Genomic DNA, 17,488 nt, shown 5'->3' with positions numbered 1-17,488 from the left:
TAATTATTTGAAATATATGGGAAATTTAATAATTGAGAGTGGTTGTAGATGCTGCTACAGATTTTACAAAACTATCGTTCTAAACATGCAACAAAACGTTTTATCTTTAAAGCTGTAATACGGCTAAAAATCTATAGACTTAATGGTATTCGAAAGTGAGATAAAAACATGAACTTTAAAGCATTAACAATCGGTTTGGCGGTAGCATCAGTTACAACAATTTCTATGGCAAAACCTGTTGCCTATCAAATTGATCCTACTCATACAGCAACAGTATTTACGTGGAATCATTTTGGTTTCTCAACGCCTTCTGCAAACTTTAGTGACATTCAAGGGACAATTAATGTCGATAACGCAAAACCTGCAAATTCGTCTGTGAATGTGACGATTCCATTATCGAGCTTAAATACCAATGTCAAAGCATTAGATGATCATTTAAAAACAGCTGATTTCTTTGATGCTGAAAAATATCCAAATATCACGTTTAAAAGTACAAAAGTTCAAGCGATCAGCAAAACTAAATACAAAATCACGGGTGATTTAACAGTTAAAAATGTGACTAAACCAGTGGTATTGGATGCTGTATTGAACAAGCAAGCCGTTCACCCAATGACTAAGGCGGAAACGATTGGTTTTAATGCAACGACTTCTTTTGATCGTTCAGCATTTGGTGTCGGTGCATATGTACCAAATGTAGGCGACAAAATTACGGTAAATATTACGACTGAAGCGGCTGTGTCTACAGCAAAGGCAGCAGCGAAATAAGATTTAGCTTCCTCAGCTAAGTTAGGAAAGCACCCATTTGGGTGCTTTTTTATGTCTCGTAGATGAGTATTTGATGAGTGGTCAATCGCGATTGAGCAGCAATAGGCAGCCAAAACTGATGAAAATTCCACCGGTAATGGCGTCAATTTTTTTACTAAATTTTTGATAGTAATGGGTCATTTTAGGTGCTGAGAATAAGACCGCAACCAATGCAAACCAAATCAAACTTTCAATAAAGACTAAAGCCAATAAAGAGCTTTGATCAAAAATGCTGACCTTTGCACTGATCCCAATGGAAAATACACTAGTGAAATAAACCAATGCTTTAGGATTGGCCATATTGGTCAAGAAACCTTGGAATAACAGCGTCAAAGGCGATTTTTTCTGTACAGCTTGCTCGGTTGATTTCGTTATTGTGCCGAGGTCTTTACTCCATGCAGATTTTAATAACTGAGAGCCTAAATATAAAAGATATAAGCCACCCAAAATCATGAGGCATTGTTGTAACCAAGCCATTTTTTGAAATAGAAAATGTAAGCCACTTATTGCACAAATTGACCAAACTAAAATACTAAGTGAAATACCTAATGCGGCAAATAATGCATGTGATCTGGATTGTCGAATAGCACTTTGAGTGACAAAAAAGAAGTCTGGGCCTGGGCTGATGAGAGCAAAAAAGTGGATGAGTGCAATGCTGAGTAAGGGAGTCATTCTAATGGCTTATACGTTTTGAAGTGCAACTGTTATAAGCCATTTAGCTTTAAATTAATAGCTGTTTTAAAGCTCAAGCTGTTGTAAAAATTGTTGCAAAATAAGGGGAGCAACACGTTCTAAATGAGGTGTATGTTGTTGGCTTTCCATGCGCAAATTTGGAATGTTAATTTGTGCTTTATGCAGTTCACATGTATGCCCAATTAGCCATTTTTCCATGGCCTGTGTTTCTGCTTCAATATGAAACTGTAGAGCTAGAATATTGGGTCCATAACTAAACGCTTGATTTGGATAAATTGCTGAGCTGGCTAGTAACTGTGCATTTGTAGGTAAATCAAAGGTATCACCATGCCAATGCAGTACAGGCACTTTATCTAATGGTGCTAAAATATTGTGAGTAATGGCATCAAGCTCTAAGGCACTCCAACCGATTTCTTTGCTATGACCTGGATAGACTTTCGCTCCCAATGCATGTGCAATAAGCTGAGCACCTAAGCAAATGCCTAAAGTCGGTAAGTTACTCTCTAAACGTACTTTAAGTAAGTCTATTTCTTTTTGTAGGAAAGGGTAGTCATTAGTTTCATAAACTCCGATCGGGCCGCCCAAAATGATGGTAAGCCCTGTATGTTGCATAGCTTTACTGAGGTCATCGACACCAGCTTCGAAGTATCTTACCCGATAACCCAGTTGGTAAAATACATCTTCCAATGAACCCAAATCTTCAAATGCAAGGTGTTGAATGACGTAAATGGTTTCGTTTAATGCAGTACTCATAGGGATTTTTCAGGATTAAAATTTCAAAATAGAATGTAGCTTGAATTGTCGGAGATTAAAAAGGAAAACTGTAAATTTTTCACAATTGCGAAAAGAGATAAATATAGAAGTTGGCTGAAGCATATTTTTTTTCTTTGAATGATTAGGTTCGATCGTTGAACTTAGCATTTAAAACCTTTGTATTGTGAATTAGGGGATTCCCGAAAGGCTTTATTGGTAAAATTTATGAGAAAAAGTGCATGAAATTTTGATAAAGCTTTGGTTTAGTATAAAAAAAAGATCAAAAACCAATGGAAAAGCGTTTAGAGATGCGTATGATGAAATCTTCGACAAACAACAGTTCATTTTTCTTTTAATATCATCACATAATTAGATAACTGATTTTAAAAGTAAAAAAATATAAGCCAGGGAACTTGTATGCAGTCAAAACATAATCGAGATGCCAGTCTCTTGCATGCGATACATAAAATTTTATTGAAGGAATGGGACCCGTTAGGGATTCGCCGTATTCCTGCTTTACGTGATGAATATGATGATTATTTGCCCAATATTTTTAAATTAATTCAAGAGGATTCAAGTGAATCAGAAATTTTTGAATATTTATGGTGGGTTGAGCAAAAGGTCTTAGAGAAAAAAGGGCAGAAGGAACATACCCTAAAAATTGCGAAAATGTTGAAGGCAATTGAGCGCTAGTTTGCGGTCGTGTACGCATAAAAAAACCGATTCGTTGTCCGTATCGGTTTTTTATTTTAAATCTCTTAGAAGTCTCTTAGAAACGGTTTAGAATTTCTTTTCTAAGGTAAACATAAAGCTTGGAATTGCTTCATTGATACGAGATTGGTATAGCGCGCCAGAACTTTGTTCTTTTAACACTTCTTTATAATCTGAGCTGAGAATATTACGTGCATTCACCGATGCAGACCAATTTTGATCAAAGCGTTTAGTAAAACTCACATCCATATTGACGCGTTCATTGCTGGTGCGATTGTACGGTTCGTTACTCAGCGCACGTGTATATTCAGGGGTATAATTGAGGTTCACACTTGTTGCAATACGCCACGGTTGATAGTTATAAGATAAACCAGCACTTGCGGTATAAGGTGCAACATCACTTGCCAAACGGTCAGAGCCGTCAGTTTCTTCAATTTTTGCACGTACAGTTGAAAGTTGAGCATTCAACATAAATGAATGACCATTCTCCGTTTGCTTCAGTGCATAACGTCCAGCAATTTCTATACCATAAGTAGTTGCACTGTCTTGGTTATATGGGCGTTCGATAAAACGGCAATCGGTATTTCCTGTTTCGCAACGACCGCCTGTAGCATTTTCTGACAGGATCGATTTTTCGATATAGTCATTAATTTCTCGATAATATGCAGTGATATTTACGCCGCCAGCAGGGGTGTTATAACCTAGGGTTGTTTCGTAAGCATTGATGGTTTCAGGTCTTAGGTCAGGATTACCACCACGATCAGGGTTGTTTAGTGTCCCAGCATCACTATCTGTAGAAACTGAAACCGTCGGCATCAATTGATTGCTACGTGGATTTTTAAAAGCCTGACTCAAGTTGGTTTGGAGTGACCATTGGTCATTAAAGTCAAAACGGTGTGCTAATACAGGACTCAAATGCTGATCTTGATAATCCACTAAACCTGAACGATTAATCCACTCTTGGCGTACACCTAGAGTTAAAGTTTGGCGCGGCGTATATTTCCAACTTCCTTCAACATAAGCAGCATACAATTGTTCATCTAAGGTCTCTGCAATATTGCTTTCAAGTTCATTGCTTCGTAGGTCGGTACCAAATTTTATTTGGCGTTTTGAATCGAACTTTCGGACACCGTCGTACCCTAAACCATATTCATTAATTTGTTCATCAATATATGATTGGGAATCTCTATACTCTGTTAATTCTGTTTCATTTTGCTGCTCAATTGATAAGCGAATTTTGTCGGAATTACCTTGGTCTTTACGCTCATATCGTGTGTTGAGTCGAATACTGTCATTTTTATCTTTTTGGATTTGAGTGCCACTTGTGCCTTCGCTTTCATTGTTGCGATAAAACATTTCAGCGACCAGTTTTTGTTGATCATCAAGTTGATATTCAACACGTGGGGTTAACATTTGCGACGTAAGATTGGTGATGCGTTTCTGGGTTTTCGTTCCTGTTGCATCTTGTGTACGGATGAGCGTATCTGAGTCATTCCACATTTGGCTCCCAGATAAACTATAGATCCAAGGGTCTGAACGACCATCCATTTGAAAGTTTAAATTAGTGCGTTCTTCTTCACGTGTATTTGACTTCGTTAGGCCATAACCAGCACGTACAGATCCACTCAAACGCGTGCCATTCAATGGTTCTTTTAAAATAATATTAATGACTGCAGATGAAGCAACCGAGCCTTGAGCTACACTTGGTTGTTTGGTGATTTCAAGGCGTTCGATCATTTCCGGTGTAATGCTATCAACAACTGACATGCCACCACGAGGACCACCTTGTACAGGTTCACCATTGATTAAGAACACGGATGCGCCACCACCACGAAAACGCATGCCGCCAGCACCTGCACCACCACGTGGACCACCGCCGACACCGGGGAGTTGAAATCCTGCAGCACGACGCAGTGCATCATTGATTGACTGATCGCCAAATTTCAACATTTCATCACGGCTTATGATGGTTTTTGCGACAGCACTGATATCTGGGTCTTTGGGCTTAGTGCTTACTGTTGGAACTTCAAATGTTAAAGCTTCCATTTGCTGAACTGCTGCAGATTCTTGGGGATTTTGAACAGTATCTGCGGCCCAAATTGATGTTGAGATCGTAAGTAATGCGTAACTTAAGCTGGTCAGTTTAAGTGTGGTGTGCGCGCCGTGCATTATTTGGTTGTCCAAATGTAATTTTGGCAAAGAATAACGGAAAATTATGGAGAAAAATTGAGGAAAATAACCAAGATGAGCATTTCATCAGATTATTTTTTAACAGGTAGGCGAAAGGTCATATTGCAATAAGGAAAGCCTTATTCGTTGGGGAAAATTAAGGCCTATTAACGTCGCTACAATATAATAAATCACTGATGTGACGCAGTAGCATCAGAAGCGTACTTTGCTTCAAATAATAAAGATACGCGGTAATGTCATCCGCAATGGTTTGAGACAGGACGACTTCTAATCAAAAATGTTTTTGCGATACATTGAATCATTTGACGGTAGTGAACGAGTTTTGTCTGTGAGGTGCATTGCGCCGCAAGATGGTTTCCTTGCGAAGCTTCGCATCTCATTTTCCCGAGTGAGAAACAACGTTTCGTAAGAGTACTTCCAGCCGGAAGCTAATCCCTGTATTCAATCCCTAAATGTAAGACTCCGTCGAATAGATTTAAATATTATTTTAAAAATGTGAAATGGCTTTCATGTGCATAACATGAGTAAATAAATCTAAAAACAAGCCTTTGAAGAAAAATTTAGACATAAAAAAACCCTCATCTTTCGATGAGGGTTTTTCGTATTCTGGAGCGGGAAAGGAGACTCGAACTCCCGACCCCAACCTTGGCAAGGTTATGCTCTACCAACTGAGCTATTCCCGCAATGAGGTGAATTATAGAGAATTTCACACAGCTGTCAACTCTCTATGCTTCTGTTTGCTTAATTAATCAGCACGGCGCCAAATAGTGCCTTGACGAGTATCTTCAAGAACAATCCCTTGATCTAACAAAGATTGACGAATGTCATCTGCTTTGGCAAATTCTTTGGCTTTTTTCGCATCTTTACGTTGTTGAATTAAATCTTCAATTTGCTCTTCAGAGAGACCTAGTGCTTCTTGACCAATATCTGATTTTAAAAATTCATCAACATTGTGCTGAACCAAACCTAAAATATTGGTCAAGTGACGCAATGTCGAATAATACACAGCCGCTTGTTCAGCATTTTCAACTTTTACGGCACGGTTCAATTCTTTGTTGACTTCAAACAATACCGCAATGGCTTCTGCGGTGTTGAAATCATCACGCATAGCGGCATTAAAGCGCTCAACTAAAGCATCATCCAAAGTTTCTACGGTTTTTTCACCATAGACTTGCTGATAAGCTTTAAATGAATGATAGAAACGGGAAAGGGTATTTTTCGCTTCTTTTAAAGCAGTGTCAGAGAAGTTTACTGGGCTACGGTAATGTGATGACACAATAAAGAAGCGAATCACTTCAGGGTGGAATTTATCCATCACATCACGAATAGTGAAGAAGTTACCTAAAGACTTCGACATTTTTTCGCCATCGACATTAATAAAGCCGACATGCATCCAGTAATTAACATACTGTTCGCCAGTAGATGCCTCAGATTGCGCAATTTCATTTTCATGATGCGGGAAAGTTAAGTCTGAACCGCCACCATGAATATCAAAATGGTTGCCTAAGCAGCAGGTCGACATCGCTGAACATTCAATATGCCAGCCCGGACGGCCATTGCCCCAAGGTGAAGCCCAAGAAGGTTCATTTTCTTTGGCATGTTTCCAAAGCACGAAGTCAAAAGGATGTTTCTTTTCTACTTCTACATCAACGCGTTCAGAAGCACCAGCCTGCATATCGTCGAGTTTACGACCCGAAAGACGACCATATTTGGCAAACTTTTCAACTTCAAAATAAACATCGCCATTTGCAGATGGATATGCTGTACCTTTGTTAACCAAGTTACCAATCATATTCTGCATTTGATCGATATAGTCTGTTGCACGTGGTGCTTCATCAGGTGCTGCACAACCTAAATTGGCAGCATCTTCGTTCATGGCCTTGATAAAGCGATCGGTTAAAGCAGTAATGCTTTCGCCATTTTCATTGGCACGGGCAATGATTTTGTCGTCAATATCGGTAATGTTGCGAACGTATTTAACGTTCCAGCCCTGACTGCGCAGGAAACGGATAATATAGTCGAATGCAACCATAACTCGAGCGTGACCAATATGACAGTAGTCATACACGGTCATTCCACAGACATACATGTCGATATGTCCTTCTTTGCGAGGTACGAATTCTACTTTTTTACGTTGCTCTGAGTTATATAGAACAAAAGGTTGCATAGGTCTTCAAATTGTTTCTACCAAAAGATGGCTCATCTTAACCTAAGCATTTTTTTTCATAAAGTTAAAACCCAAAAAAGCAGATATTTTTTAATGCTTGATGTAATTGTATTGCTGGAAAAAGAAGTTGAAGGCTCATTTGATTCGGGCTGAATTTCATTTGAGAGTTTAATTCAATTTATCTGTTCCTAAGTTAAAAAGAAGAAATGCATCTTTTCTGCATAATTCATGAATTCTTATACATTTGGAAACGTGCTATTTGCATAGATATGATAAAATTGTGAAAATTTTTTATTTTGAAAGTGAGAGCGCACCTCTCACGGCTTAAGGTATAACAACTTTGAATCCACCAAATATGCCGAATCAAGTCGATTTTCAGAAAGTCGCATTAGAAACTTTGCGTATTGAAGAGCATGCTTTACAAGTATTAGCGACGCAAATAGATGATCGTTTTAGCCAAGCCTGCGAAATCATTTTACAGTGCAAAGGGCGTTTAGTGATTACTGGTATGGGCAAATCGGGTCATATCGGTCGTAAAATGGCCGCTACATTTGCCTCGACTGGTACGCCATCTTTCTTCATGCATCCGGGTGAAGCTGGACATGGTGATTTGGGCATGTTGGTTAAAGGTGATGTGCTCATTGCAATTTCAAACTCAGGTAAGAGTGATGAAATTATGATGCTGATGCCATTGATCAAACATTTGGGCATTCCTCTCATTACTATGAGTGGCGACAATAAAGGCCCAATGCCACAAAATGCCGATGTCGCATTGACCTTGGGTAATATTCAAGAAGCATGCCCTTTGGGTCTAGCTCCGACCTCAAGTACCACTGCAACATTAGCCTTAGGTGATGCACTTGCAGTTGCATTATTGGATGCACGTGGCTTTACTTCAGATGATTTCGCACGTTCTCATCCTGCTGGAGCGTTGGGTAAGCGTTTGTTATTGCATGTAAAACATCTAATGCATACAGGTGAAGACTTACCCAAAGTGTCGCCAGAGACACCAATGAATAAAGTTCTCTACGAAATTTCAAATAAACGTTTGGGACTCACCACGATTGTCGATGAAAACGATACCTTATTGGGTATCTTTACCGACGGTGACTTACGTCGTTTGATTGATAAACAGCAAGGCTTTGATGTGAATATGAAAGTCTCAGAAGTGATGATTAAAAATCCTTTGACCATTTCACAAGAAGAACGCGCGGTACATGCTTTAGAACGTATGAACGAAAAGAAAATTACACAATTTGTAGTTGTTGATGATGTCAATAAAGTGATTGGGATTATCAGCATGCATGATTTGATTCAGGCTGGGGTAAATTAAGAAAATGGCATCGTATGTATTGCTAGAACAAGCGCGTCACATAGAAGCACTGGTACTGGATGTGGATGGAATTTTAAGTGATGGATTTGTAACGTTAACCAATAGCGGCGATGAAATCAAATCCTTTGATATTCGAGATGGCTTAGGCATGAAGTTGGTGCAAAAAGCGGGTATCAAAGTCATCATTATTACTGGCCGTAAAAGTAATATTGTTGAAAAACGCATGTCTGACTTAGGTGTGGACTTGGTTTTTCAAGGTCGTGAAGATAAAGGTGTTGCCTTGACTGAAGCCTGCGCACAGTTTGGTATTGATCCTTCAGATTGCCTATATATGGGCGATGACTGGCCCGATCTTTCAGCCTTTGCTATTGCAGGGATGAAAGTGACCGTACCGAATGGACATTTAGAAGTACGTCGCCGTGCAGATCTTGTTACTCAGGCGATGGGTGGACGTGGTGCTGTTCGTGAAATCTGCGATATGCTTTTAGTTTCTAAAGGTGTATACCAGGAACTACTTGAAAAATATGCAAGTGCACCTTATTAATAAATTGATGCAGTCATTGGATTGAATCTCCGCTTATGGATACTAAAGTTTTATACGTGACAGCTGTGGTCATTGCTACAGTAAGCGGTGGTTTTTACTATTTCGGTGGAAAGGGTAATAAGCTTCAGGCGGACTCTTCGAAAAGTATGACTTACTCAGCTGAAAACATTAACCTGACGCAGACTGATGAGCAGGGAAAATTGCATATTCGTGCGCAAGTCGATCGACTTGAGCAGGATTTGCAAAAGCAAACGTCTCATTTGGTCAATCTGAAAGCATCGACCTATCAAGATGGTGCTGTCGATGCCACGTTCTTTGCCAAACAAGCCAATGGTATGGATGATAACCAAAAAGTCGTACTGAGTGACAATGTGGTTGCAACGAAATTGATGCGTGAAGGGCAAATGGAGTTTCGTACTGAGGAACTCACTGCTTTTCCAAAAAAGCGTGAAATAGAAACGGACAAGACTGTAACGGTGATTTCACCACAAGCCGAATTTGTCAGCCAAGGTTTAAAAGCAAATTTAAACGACGGTCAATACGAATTTTTTAATATTCGAGGAAAGTATGAACCATAATTTTAATCGAAAAACTGCAAAAACTTTCCTAAAACGTACAGCGCTACTCGGTTCACTGGCGTTATGTTCAGTTGCAGCTTTTGCTTTGCCTTCAGATCGTAATCAACCGATTTCATTGGTTGCCGATCGTGCAACGTTTAATGAAAAAACCGGGATTACGACGTATACCGGTAATGTCATCATTGAACAGGGTTCAATGAAGCTGCAGGCAAACTCAATCGTTGCGAACTTAAACAGCAAAAAAGAGATCAGTACGATTACAGCAACGGGTGGGCCAGCACATTTCCAACAAAAAACTGACCCTGCCAAAGGCTATGCAAAAGGCCAAGCGCAAAAGATCGTCTACAATGCTGAAACGGGTATTATCACCATGACGGGTGGTGCTTTGTTGCAACAAGATGGTGCAAGTATTCGTGGTAATAGCCTGAAATACAGTATGAATAAAGGCGATATCGTTGCTGAAGGTACACCAAATAAATCTGGATCTTCTTCAGGTCGTGTTCAAATCGTGATTCCACCGTCAAGCACTAAGTCCTTCCCAGGAGCACGTGATTAATGGAGCAAACCTCGCAAGTTCAAACTTTATGTATTAAACATTTAGCCAAAAACTACAGTAAGCGTTGGGTGGTAAAGGATGTATCCTTTAGCATGCAAAGTGGTCAAATTGTGGGTTTACTTGGTCCAAATGGTGCAGGTAAAACCACAAGTTTCTATATGGTTGTTGGCCTGGTGCGTATGGATAAAGGTGAGATTCATTTAGATGATCTTGATTTGTCTGACTTGGCAATGCATGAGCGCGCACGTAAAGGTATTGGTTATCTACCCCAAGAAGCATCTATTTTTAGAAAATTAACCATTTCTGAAAATATCATGTCGATTTTAGAAACCCGTAAAGATCTAAATAAGCAACAACGTCAGCAACGTTTAACGGAATTGCTTGCCGACTTTAAAATCACACACATCAAAGATTCTCTTGGTATGAGTGTGTCGGGTGGTGAGCGTCGTCGTGCGGAAATCGCGCGTGCGTTAGCGGCAGACCCTAAATTTATGTTGCTAGATGAACCTTTTGCAGGGGTTGATCCTATTTCAGTGGGTGATATCAAAGACATTATCAGAACATTGAAAGATCGCGGTATTGGTGTATTAATTACCGACCATAATGTGCGTGAAACCCTTGCGATTTGTGAGCATGCCTATATCGTGAGCGAAGGTTCAGTGATTGCAGAAGGTACTCCAGAAGAAGTCCTTGCAGATGAAACGGTACGTAAAGTTTATCTTGGTGATGATTTTACCGTTTAATTGAATAATATAAGAAATTTCCCGTTGAATGGCGCTAGTTTCCTTCAGCGGGTTTATGTTATTGTCTGAAATGACAAAAACTGAGCGATTAATCTAAAAAATTAACAAGAATTCAGTATACTTTAAACTAAAAATACGACCTGCAAAAATCATGCGATTACGAAAGATGAATGGTCCAGAAGTTGGGCGTCCGCGTAAAAATAAGTGCAATTTCTTTTGTATATTATTTTTACCCTTTTCCATTGGTTCAGTGTATGCAGCAGATACCGGCACTGCACAAAGTACCATTCAAAAGACATTAGATAAGATTTTTTTACCTAATAAGCCGAAACCTTCTGCCGAAAAAATTAACATCACAGAACTCAGTAAATATAATTTAGATACCTCACGTGTCCAAGAAATGCCAGCCGTTGCTTATGGTCGAACGCAACAAGGCAGCTATAATCCAAACACAGTAGCGAAGAATCTAAGTTTTATTGATGCGATACATATCGCCGTCCAAAGACGTCCAGAAATCACGCAAAGTATTGCTACAGTCGCATCGCAAAACGCCAATATTGACCTAGCGAATGCTGCATATTATCCCCAAATTTCAGGTGGATTGAGCACTGCAGATCTGACTAAAGGCGAGCGTGGACGTCAGTTGGTATCTTTAAATGCGACGCAGATGTTATATGACTTTGGTAAAACCAAAAGTGCAGTAGGCATTGAAGAAGCAAAAATGTTACAAGAGCAGGCTAATGTACTTGTAAATTTAGATGAAGTTTCATTTGATGTTGCAAATGCAATTATCAACATTAAACGATATCAAGAAGTGGCTAAAATTGCGCAGCAGCAAATTGCCGGTGTGAGTCGGATTGCTGAGATTGCTAATCTACGTGCAACCGCAGGGATCAGTAGTCAAGCAGACCCTATTCAAGCCAAGTCAAATTTAGAAGCTGCAGAATCAAATTTAATTGTGCAAGAAACTCAACTTCGACAGTACCAACAGCGACTTCGTACCTTGTTAGGTTTTGATGTAAGTCAGATCAATTGGGTGATACCCGATCGGATCTTAACTGCAGCCGCATTGTATGATGATCCTGACTTCAAGATGATTCCAAGCATGATGCAAGCGCAGGCTGGGGTTGAAGTTGCCAAATTGCAAAAGCAACAGTCAAAATTAAGTGCATATCCAACACTTAATGTCAAAGGCAGTCTGAGTCAGGCGGTGAATGGCCGTAATCCAAATAATGATGAAGATGATGGTTTATATAATTCAATCATGTTGGAAGCCACCAGTAATTTTTACCAAGGTGGTGCAATTGCAGCGCAAACACGTGCCGCAAGCTATGCAGAAGAAGCAGCAAAAGCACAAGTAAATACAGTGTATTTGGATGTGATTGATCAAGTCCGAATGATTCGTGAACAAATCGAAAATAAAAAGCGTCAAATGTCGATATTGGTGCAGCGCCGTGAAACAACGGTAAGAACCAAAGAGCTGTATCAAGAACAATATAAATTAGGAACTCGAACGGTTGTCGATCTACTGAATGCAGAGCAAGCCATACATAGTGCCGCACAAGAAATTGTGACATCGCAATATGATATCTACTCAGCACTTGCACAGTACATCCAAGTGACAGGGCGTTCACGAAATATCTATGAACTTAATAATATATCTATTCAGGGGTTTGAAGTTCAGCCATGAGTAATACAATAAATTATCAACCGTGGCTACAAGCGGTTCTGAATATTGCAAAGCATTATCGAATTGAACCCTCTGAAGAACGTATACGGTTGCAGTTGGATTGGGATCAACACAAAAATGCCGATGAACTGGTTGCAGTCATGGCACGCCAAATTGGATTAAGTGTTCGAAAAAATAAATATGACATAAATCTGCTCAATCCATGGCGCTTACCGGTATTGGTTGAGTTTATTAGTGGTGAAGTGGGTGTGGTAGAACGCATCGACGTAGACGGTAATGCCAGTGTCCAATTGAGCGGAGATGAAGGCCTATCTCAAGTTTTCTCTATTGAACGATTGAGCCATGGCGTTCGCAATATTTATATTCTGCGTCCAGAGTCATCTGTACCCGATGCACGTGTTGATGAATACATCAAGCCGTTTGAAAAAAATTGGTTCTGGTCGATTGTTTTAAAAGACTGGAAACGCTACATCGACATTATGTTTGCTTCATTAATGGCGAATATTTTGGCCCTAGCCACTATTTTGTTCTCAATGAACGTGTACGACCGCGTCATTCCATCTCAATCTGTACCGACTTTATGGGTACTTGCCGGTGGGGTGTTAATTGCAGCGATATTTGAGTTTGCACTACGTGTTTCACGAATTTATTTATCGGATATTATTGGTAAACGTGCCGATTTGAAAATTTCCGATCGTGTATTTGGTCATGCATTAAGGATTAAAAATAGCGAACGTTCAAAATCAACAGGTACTTTTATTTCACAAATTCGTGAATTAGAAGGGGTACGCGAAATGGTCACTTCGACGACTGTTACCGCAATTGCCGATTTACCGTTTTTCTTCTTGTTTTTGTTCATCTTCTGGTTAATTGGCGGCAATCTATTTTGGGTCATGCTGTTGGTGGTTCCTTTGATGATTATTCCAGGGATTTTGGCGCAAAAACCATTGGCTAAACTTGCACAAATGGGTATGCGCGAGTCTTCGATTCGTAATGCATTATTGGTTGAATCTGTGCAAGGCATGGAAGATATCAAATTACTTCGTGCTGAATCACGCTTCCAAAACCAATGGAACCACATGAATGAAGTGTCTGCTGATGTCAGCATGCGTCAACGTAAAATCGTGGGCTTAATGTCGGCATGGACACAAAAAATTCAGGGTCTAACATTTGCAATCGTTGTACTCGTCGGCTGTTTTGCTGTGATGAAAGGTGAAATGACCACAGGTGCTTTGGTAGCTTGTTCGATTTTGTCCTCACGAATGTTGGCACCAATTTCTGCACTGGCTGGGGTATTAGGTCGTTTACAACAGGCTAAAGTGGCGAAAGCAGGTCTTGATGAACTCATGAAGAAACCTGTTGATCAACCGGATTATTCTCACCTTATTCATCGACCATCAATTAATGGTCATTATGAACTCAATGGTGTGTCATTTAAGTATGGTGAAGATGATCCACGTCCAAGTCTTTTAATTCCAAAACTGGAAATTAAGGCTGGAGAAAAGATCGCAATTTTGGGCCGTAACGGTGCTGGTAAGTCGACGCTACTCCAATTGTTATCGGGTATGCAAACGCCAGTACAAGGCAAAGTTAAATTAGATGGGATTGAGCTGTCTTTAATCGACCCCGCAGATGTGCGTCGTGATATGGGGCTATTGAACCAAAATGCACAGTTATTTTATGGTACGATTCGTGAAAACTTGACCTTGGGTGCTCCGCTGGCTACGGATGAACAATTGATTGAAGTACTGAAAATTACGGGTGCAATTCACTTTGTTCAAGAGAAAAAAGAAGGGCTAGACCATATCATTTTAGAAGGTGGTGTAGGCTTCTCTGGCGGTCAACGCCAAGCTTTGTTGCTTGCACGCTTATTGATTCGTCAACCCAATATTCTATTGCTTGATGAACCTACAGCAGCCATTGATGACGTATCTGAGAAGCAGTTGATCGATCATTTAAAAGGTTATTTACAAAACCGAACTATGGTGGTAGCAACACATCGCCGTGCGGTACTTGAGTTGGTTGACCGCATTATTGTGGTGAATGAAGGTAAAATTGTCATGGATGGGCCTCGTGATCAAATTCTGAATCAGAATGCTCAGAAAAAAGTAGCTGGGGCTTAAATCATGAGTGAAAATAAACAAGAAATACAACGCTCGACCAAAGTCAGCTTTAAAGAGCCACCATTACCGAAATCGAGTTTAATCATTTGGATTATTACGATTGGTCTGGCAATCCTTTTAGTTTGGGCTTGGTTGTTTAAATTAGAAGAAGTCTCTACAGGGACAGGTAAAGTGATTCCATCTTCGAAAGAACAAATTGTTCAGTCGCTTGAGGGAGGGATTTTAACCAAGTTGAATGTGAAGGAAGGTCAAATTGTTGAACAAGGTCAAGTCCTTGCGCAACTCGATCCAACACGCTTCGCATCAAATGTTGGTGAAACCGAGTCTTTACTTGTGGCATCACGTGCGACAGCAGCACGTTTACGTGCAGAAGTGAATGGTACACCATTAACCTTTCCTGAAGATGTTCAAAAGATTCCAGCTTTAGTGAAGGAAGAAACAGCTTTATATCATTCACGTCGTGCAAACTTGGAAGAATCTGTTGCCGGCTTAAAACAGGCATTGGTGTTAGTTCAACAAGAATTGGCCATGACTGAGCCGCTTGTTGCCAAAGGGGCAGCAAGTGAAGTTGAAGTACTTCGTTTAAAGCGTTCAGCGAATGACTTACAAAATCAGTTAAATGATGTCCGTAACCAATATTTGGTAAAATCACGGGAAGAATTGTCGAAAGCCAATACTGATATTGAATCGCAGCAACAAGTGGTGAAAGGCAAATCGGATACGCTGAGCCGTACCGTTTTTAAATCTCCAGTTCGTGGTGTGGTCAAAGAAATTGATGTGATGACATTGGGCGGTGTGATTCCGCAAAATGGTAAATTGATGACCATCGTACCTTTGGATGAACAGCTTCTGGTTGAAGCACGTATTTCACCGCGAGATATTGCTTTTATTCGTCCGGGTCAAGAAGCCTTAGTGAAAATTACGGCATATGACTATTCGATCTATGGTGGTCTAAAAGGTAAAGTGACCGTCATTTCACCAGATACTTTACGTGATGAAGTGAAACAAGATCAGTTCTATTATCGTGTTTATATCCGTACAGATAGTGATAAATTAAGCAATAAAGAAGGTAAAAGTTTTAGTATCGCTCCGGGTATGGTGGCGACAGTTGATATCCGTACCGGCTCGAAAACTGTACTGGAGTACTTAATCAAGCCATTCAATAAAGCAAAAGAAGCACTTCGCGAACGTTAATAGCGCAGTGCCAATCAAGCCTCCAGCATTGGGGGCTTTTTTGTGGATGTAAGTCTTTCAAAAAACGCTATAATATTCTTTGATACAGGATCTAAAGACGTTATGCCATTTACACTCGCCGCACAGTTTGAATATGAAGAAGACATTAAAAAAAGTCGTTTTCAAGCCATCGCAGTTCCTGTGGAAAATGAACAAGCCGTTAAAGAATTTCTTGAAGCCCATAAAGATATCTCAACAACACATCAGTGTTGGGCATGGAAAATTGGACATACCGTACGTTTTAATGATGATGGTGAGCCTTCAGGCACAGCAGGTCGGCCCATTCTAGCAACCATAGAAGGGAATGACCTAACCAACGTGTTGGTCTTGGTTAATCGTTGGTATGGCGGAATTAAGCTCGGGACAGGGGGATTGGTACGTGCCTATGGTGGCTGTGCAGGTCAATGCCTTTTACAAGCTGAAAAAATTGAACTTATTGAGAAGAAAAAAGTGCAATTTAGTTGTCAGTTTAATGAATGGGCAATTTTCCAATATGAACTCAATCAGCAGCAAATTGAATTTCAGGAAGACTATACAGCGCAGGGCGTAAATGTACTTGCAGCATTGCAAATTCATCAAATCCAACCGCTACAGTTAAAGATTCAAGATGTAACTCGCGGACGTGAACAACTGTATATCGTAGAGGCTGCTGAAGATGAATGAAATAGATCCATTATTGAAATATCGAGAGCAACATAAGCATCGTCTAAATTATATGCCTTGGTTGTATTGGTCACTCAAACCGAAAAATCGTGGTTGGGCCGAAGCTTGGCAACAGGAATATCAAGACTATCTCAAATCGATGGAAACCGTTGAAATTGGTGAAAACTGTTTTATATCGCCATTGGCTCATATTTTTGCCGAACCGGGACGTAAGATTGTTATTGGAGATAACAGCTTTATTGCGGCGGATTGCACTTTGCATGGCCCAATAGAAATAGGCAATGAAGTGGCGATCAATCATCACTGTATTTTAGATGGTGGGCGAGTGGGCATCAAAATTCATGATCAAGTTCGTATGGCGGCATATTGCCATTTATACGCTTTTGATCATGGAATGGATGTCAATCAACCGATCTATCAGCAAGCTGTACGATCACAAGGGATTGAGATAGAACGTGATGTTTGGCTAGGTGCGCATGTTGGAATCAAGGATGGCATTCACATTGCTGAGCAGGCTGTAGTCGGTATGAACAGTATGGTGACGAAAAATGTCGAAGCGCGTGCAATCATTGCTGGAAATCCTGCAAAATTCATTCGATATCGTGAATAAATAATCGCCAAATACGTCATAAATATTTTTTATGCTTACACAATTGCATGCACAGTGAAACAGAGTTGTGATAAGTTAAAAATAACAAACAACATTT

Annotated in this window: 16 protein-coding genes and 1 tRNA gene; 12 read left to right on the top strand and 5 right to left on the bottom strand. The window is 40.1% G+C overall.

Annotation, left to right across the window (positions count from 1 at the left end; translation table 11 throughout):
• Positions 1 to 168 precede the first annotated feature (168 nt).
• Positions 169 to 765, top strand: coding sequence for a YceI family protein (locus FTU75_RS04010; RefSeq protein WP_078188771.1), 597 nt, complete (start codon positions 169 to 171; stop codon positions 763 to 765).
• An 81-nt stretch (positions 766 to 846) separates the two neighbouring features.
• Here the strand turns inward: FTU75_RS04010 and FTU75_RS04005 are convergent, their stop codons facing one another.
• Both FTU75_RS04005 and FTU75_RS04000 read right to left on the bottom strand, forming a co-directional pair.
• Positions 847 to 1,476: a LysE family transporter gene (locus FTU75_RS04005; RefSeq protein ID WP_180115198.1), complete on the bottom strand. Its 630-nt coding sequence runs from the start codon at positions 1,474 to 1,476 to the stop codon at positions 847 to 849.
• 66 nt (positions 1,477 to 1,542) lie between these two features.
• Positions 1,543 to 2,250: a glutamine amidotransferase gene (locus FTU75_RS04000; protein ID WP_180115197.1), complete on the bottom strand. Its 708-nt coding sequence runs from the start codon at positions 2,248 to 2,250 to the stop codon at positions 1,543 to 1,545.
• Positions 2,251 to 2,667: 417 nt separating this feature from the next.
• On the opposite strand from FTU75_RS04000, the gene FTU75_RS03995 reads away from it, so the two are divergent.
• Positions 2,668 to 2,943 (top strand): hypothetical protein, encoded by a 276-nt coding sequence (locus tag FTU75_RS03995; RefSeq protein WP_078193570.1) that lies wholly within the window; start codon positions 2,668 to 2,670, stop codon positions 2,941 to 2,943.
• Positions 2,944 to 3,030: 87 nt separating this feature from the next.
• On the opposite strand, the gene FTU75_RS03990 is transcribed toward FTU75_RS03995, so the two are convergent.
• The 3 genes from FTU75_RS03990 to cysS all read right to left on the bottom strand — a co-directional run bounded on the left by FTU75_RS03990 (position 3,031) and on the right by cysS (position 7,318).
• On the bottom strand, positions 3,031 to 5,130 hold the full coding sequence (locus FTU75_RS03990; RefSeq protein ID WP_180115196.1) for a TonB-dependent siderophore receptor: 2,100 nt from the start codon (positions 5,128 to 5,130) through the stop codon (positions 3,031 to 3,033).
• A 628-nt stretch (positions 5,131 to 5,758) separates the two neighbouring features.
• Positions 5,759 to 5,834, bottom strand: a tRNA-Gly gene (locus tag FTU75_RS03985).
• 62 nt (positions 5,835 to 5,896) lie between these two features.
• On the bottom strand, positions 5,897 to 7,318 hold the full coding sequence (gene cysS / locus FTU75_RS03980; RefSeq protein WP_180115195.1) for a cysteine--tRNA ligase: 1,422 nt from the start codon (positions 7,316 to 7,318) through the stop codon (positions 5,897 to 5,899).
• Positions 7,319 to 7,673: 355 nt separating this feature from the next.
• On the opposite strand from cysS, the gene FTU75_RS03975 reads away from it, so the two are divergent.
• The 10 genes from FTU75_RS03975 (at position 7,674) to FTU75_RS03930 (ending at position 17,391) form a co-directional block, all read left to right on the top strand.
• Positions 7,674 to 8,651 (top strand): SIS domain-containing protein, encoded by a 978-nt coding sequence (locus FTU75_RS03975; RefSeq protein ID WP_078193567.1) that lies wholly within the window; start codon positions 7,674 to 7,676, stop codon positions 8,649 to 8,651.
• Between the two features lie 4 nt (positions 8,652 to 8,655).
• A complete protein-coding gene (locus tag FTU75_RS03970) occupies positions 8,656 to 9,195 on the top strand; it encodes an HAD family hydrolase (RefSeq protein WP_078188762.1) in 540 nt (179 codons plus the stop codon).
• Between the two features lie 35 nt (positions 9,196 to 9,230).
• Complete coding sequence (gene lptC, locus FTU75_RS03965) at positions 9,231 to 9,773, top strand: LPS export ABC transporter periplasmic protein LptC (RefSeq protein WP_180115194.1); 543 nt, start codon at positions 9,231 to 9,233, stop codon at positions 9,771 to 9,773.
• A complete protein-coding gene (gene lptA / locus FTU75_RS03960; protein ID WP_111883783.1) occupies positions 9,763 to 10,329 on the top strand; it encodes a lipopolysaccharide transport periplasmic protein LptA in 567 nt (188 codons plus the stop codon). Before lptC ends, lptA begins: the two co-directional genes overlap by 11 nt.
• On the top strand, positions 10,329 to 11,072 hold the full coding sequence (lptB, locus tag FTU75_RS03955) for an LPS export ABC transporter ATP-binding protein (RefSeq protein ID WP_078188759.1): 744 nt from the start codon (positions 10,329 to 10,331) through the stop codon (positions 11,070 to 11,072). Before lptA ends, lptB begins: the two co-directional genes overlap by 1 nt.
• A 166-nt stretch (positions 11,073 to 11,238) precedes the next feature.
• Positions 11,239 to 12,762 (top strand): TolC family protein, encoded by a 1,524-nt coding sequence (locus FTU75_RS03950; RefSeq protein ID WP_180115440.1) that lies wholly within the window; start codon positions 11,239 to 11,241, stop codon positions 12,760 to 12,762.
• Complete coding sequence (locus FTU75_RS03945) at positions 12,759 to 14,885, top strand: type I secretion system permease/ATPase (RefSeq protein ID WP_078193563.1); 2,127 nt, start codon at positions 12,759 to 12,761, stop codon at positions 14,883 to 14,885. The genes FTU75_RS03950 and FTU75_RS03945 overlap by 4 nt, the downstream gene beginning before the upstream one ends.
• 3 nt (positions 14,886 to 14,888) lie before the next feature.
• Entirely contained in the window at positions 14,889 to 16,079 is a 1,191-nt protein-coding gene (locus FTU75_RS03940; RefSeq protein WP_180115193.1) for an HlyD family efflux transporter periplasmic adaptor subunit, read from the top strand.
• A gap of 102 nt (positions 16,080 to 16,181) precedes the next feature.
• The gene (locus tag FTU75_RS03935; protein WP_180102637.1) at positions 16,182 to 16,781 is read left to right on the top strand and encodes a YigZ family protein; all 600 of its coding nucleotides are present in this window, start codon (positions 16,182 to 16,184) and stop codon (positions 16,779 to 16,781) included.
• A complete protein-coding gene (locus FTU75_RS03930) occupies positions 16,774 to 17,391 on the top strand; it encodes a DapH/DapD/GlmU-related protein (RefSeq protein ID WP_180003851.1) in 618 nt (205 codons plus the stop codon). The genes FTU75_RS03935 and FTU75_RS03930 overlap by 8 nt, the downstream gene beginning before the upstream one ends.
• The last annotated feature ends 97 nt before the right edge of the window (positions 17,392 to 17,488 follow it).

Origin of the sequence: Acinetobacter sp. YH12140 (assembly GCF_013418475.1) — a bacterium.
GTDB lineage: Bacteria > Pseudomonadota > Gammaproteobacteria > Pseudomonadales > Moraxellaceae > Acinetobacter > Acinetobacter amyesii.
Note: the sequence above shows the minus strand (reverse complement) of the source record. Positions and strands in the feature narration are given on the sequence as shown.

Coding starts and splice junctions, on each gene's coding strand:
- FTU75_RS04010 (WP_078188771.1), top strand. CDS start 169: ATGAACTTTAAAGCATTAACAATCGGTTTGGCGGTAGCATCAGTTACA.
- FTU75_RS04005 (WP_180115198.1), bottom strand. CDS start 1,476: ATGACTCCCTTACTCAGCATTGCACTCATCCACTTTTTTGCTCTCATC.
- FTU75_RS04000 (WP_180115197.1), bottom strand. CDS start 2,250: ATGAGTACTGCATTAAACGAAACCATTTACGTCATTCAACACCTTGCA.
- FTU75_RS03995 (WP_078193570.1), top strand. CDS start 2,668: ATGCAGTCAAAACATAATCGAGATGCCAGTCTCTTGCATGCGATACAT.
- FTU75_RS03990 (WP_180115196.1), bottom strand. CDS start 5,130: ATGCACGGCGCGCACACCACACTTAAACTGACCAGCTTAAGTTACGCA.
- cysS (WP_180115195.1), bottom strand. CDS start 7,318: ATGCAACCTTTTGTTCTATATAACTCAGAGCAACGTAAAAAAGTAGAA.
- FTU75_RS03975 (WP_078193567.1), top strand. CDS start 7,674: ATGCCGAATCAAGTCGATTTTCAGAAAGTCGCATTAGAAACTTTGCGT.
- FTU75_RS03970 (WP_078188762.1), top strand. CDS start 8,656: ATGGCATCGTATGTATTGCTAGAACAAGCGCGTCACATAGAAGCACTG.
- lptC (WP_180115194.1), top strand. CDS start 9,231: ATGGATACTAAAGTTTTATACGTGACAGCTGTGGTCATTGCTACAGTA.
- lptA (WP_111883783.1), top strand. CDS start 9,763: ATGAACCATAATTTTAATCGAAAAACTGCAAAAACTTTCCTAAAACGT.
- lptB (WP_078188759.1), top strand. CDS start 10,329: ATGGAGCAAACCTCGCAAGTTCAAACTTTATGTATTAAACATTTAGCC.
- FTU75_RS03950 (WP_180115440.1), top strand. CDS start 11,239: ATGAATGGTCCAGAAGTTGGGCGTCCGCGTAAAAATAAGTGCAATTTC.
- FTU75_RS03945 (WP_078193563.1), top strand. CDS start 12,759: ATGAGTAATACAATAAATTATCAACCGTGGCTACAAGCGGTTCTGAAT.
- FTU75_RS03940 (WP_180115193.1), top strand. CDS start 14,889: ATGAGTGAAAATAAACAAGAAATACAACGCTCGACCAAAGTCAGCTTT.
- FTU75_RS03935 (WP_180102637.1), top strand. CDS start 16,182: ATGCCATTTACACTCGCCGCACAGTTTGAATATGAAGAAGACATTAAA.
- FTU75_RS03930 (WP_180003851.1), top strand. CDS start 16,774: ATGAATGAAATAGATCCATTATTGAAATATCGAGAGCAACATAAGCAT.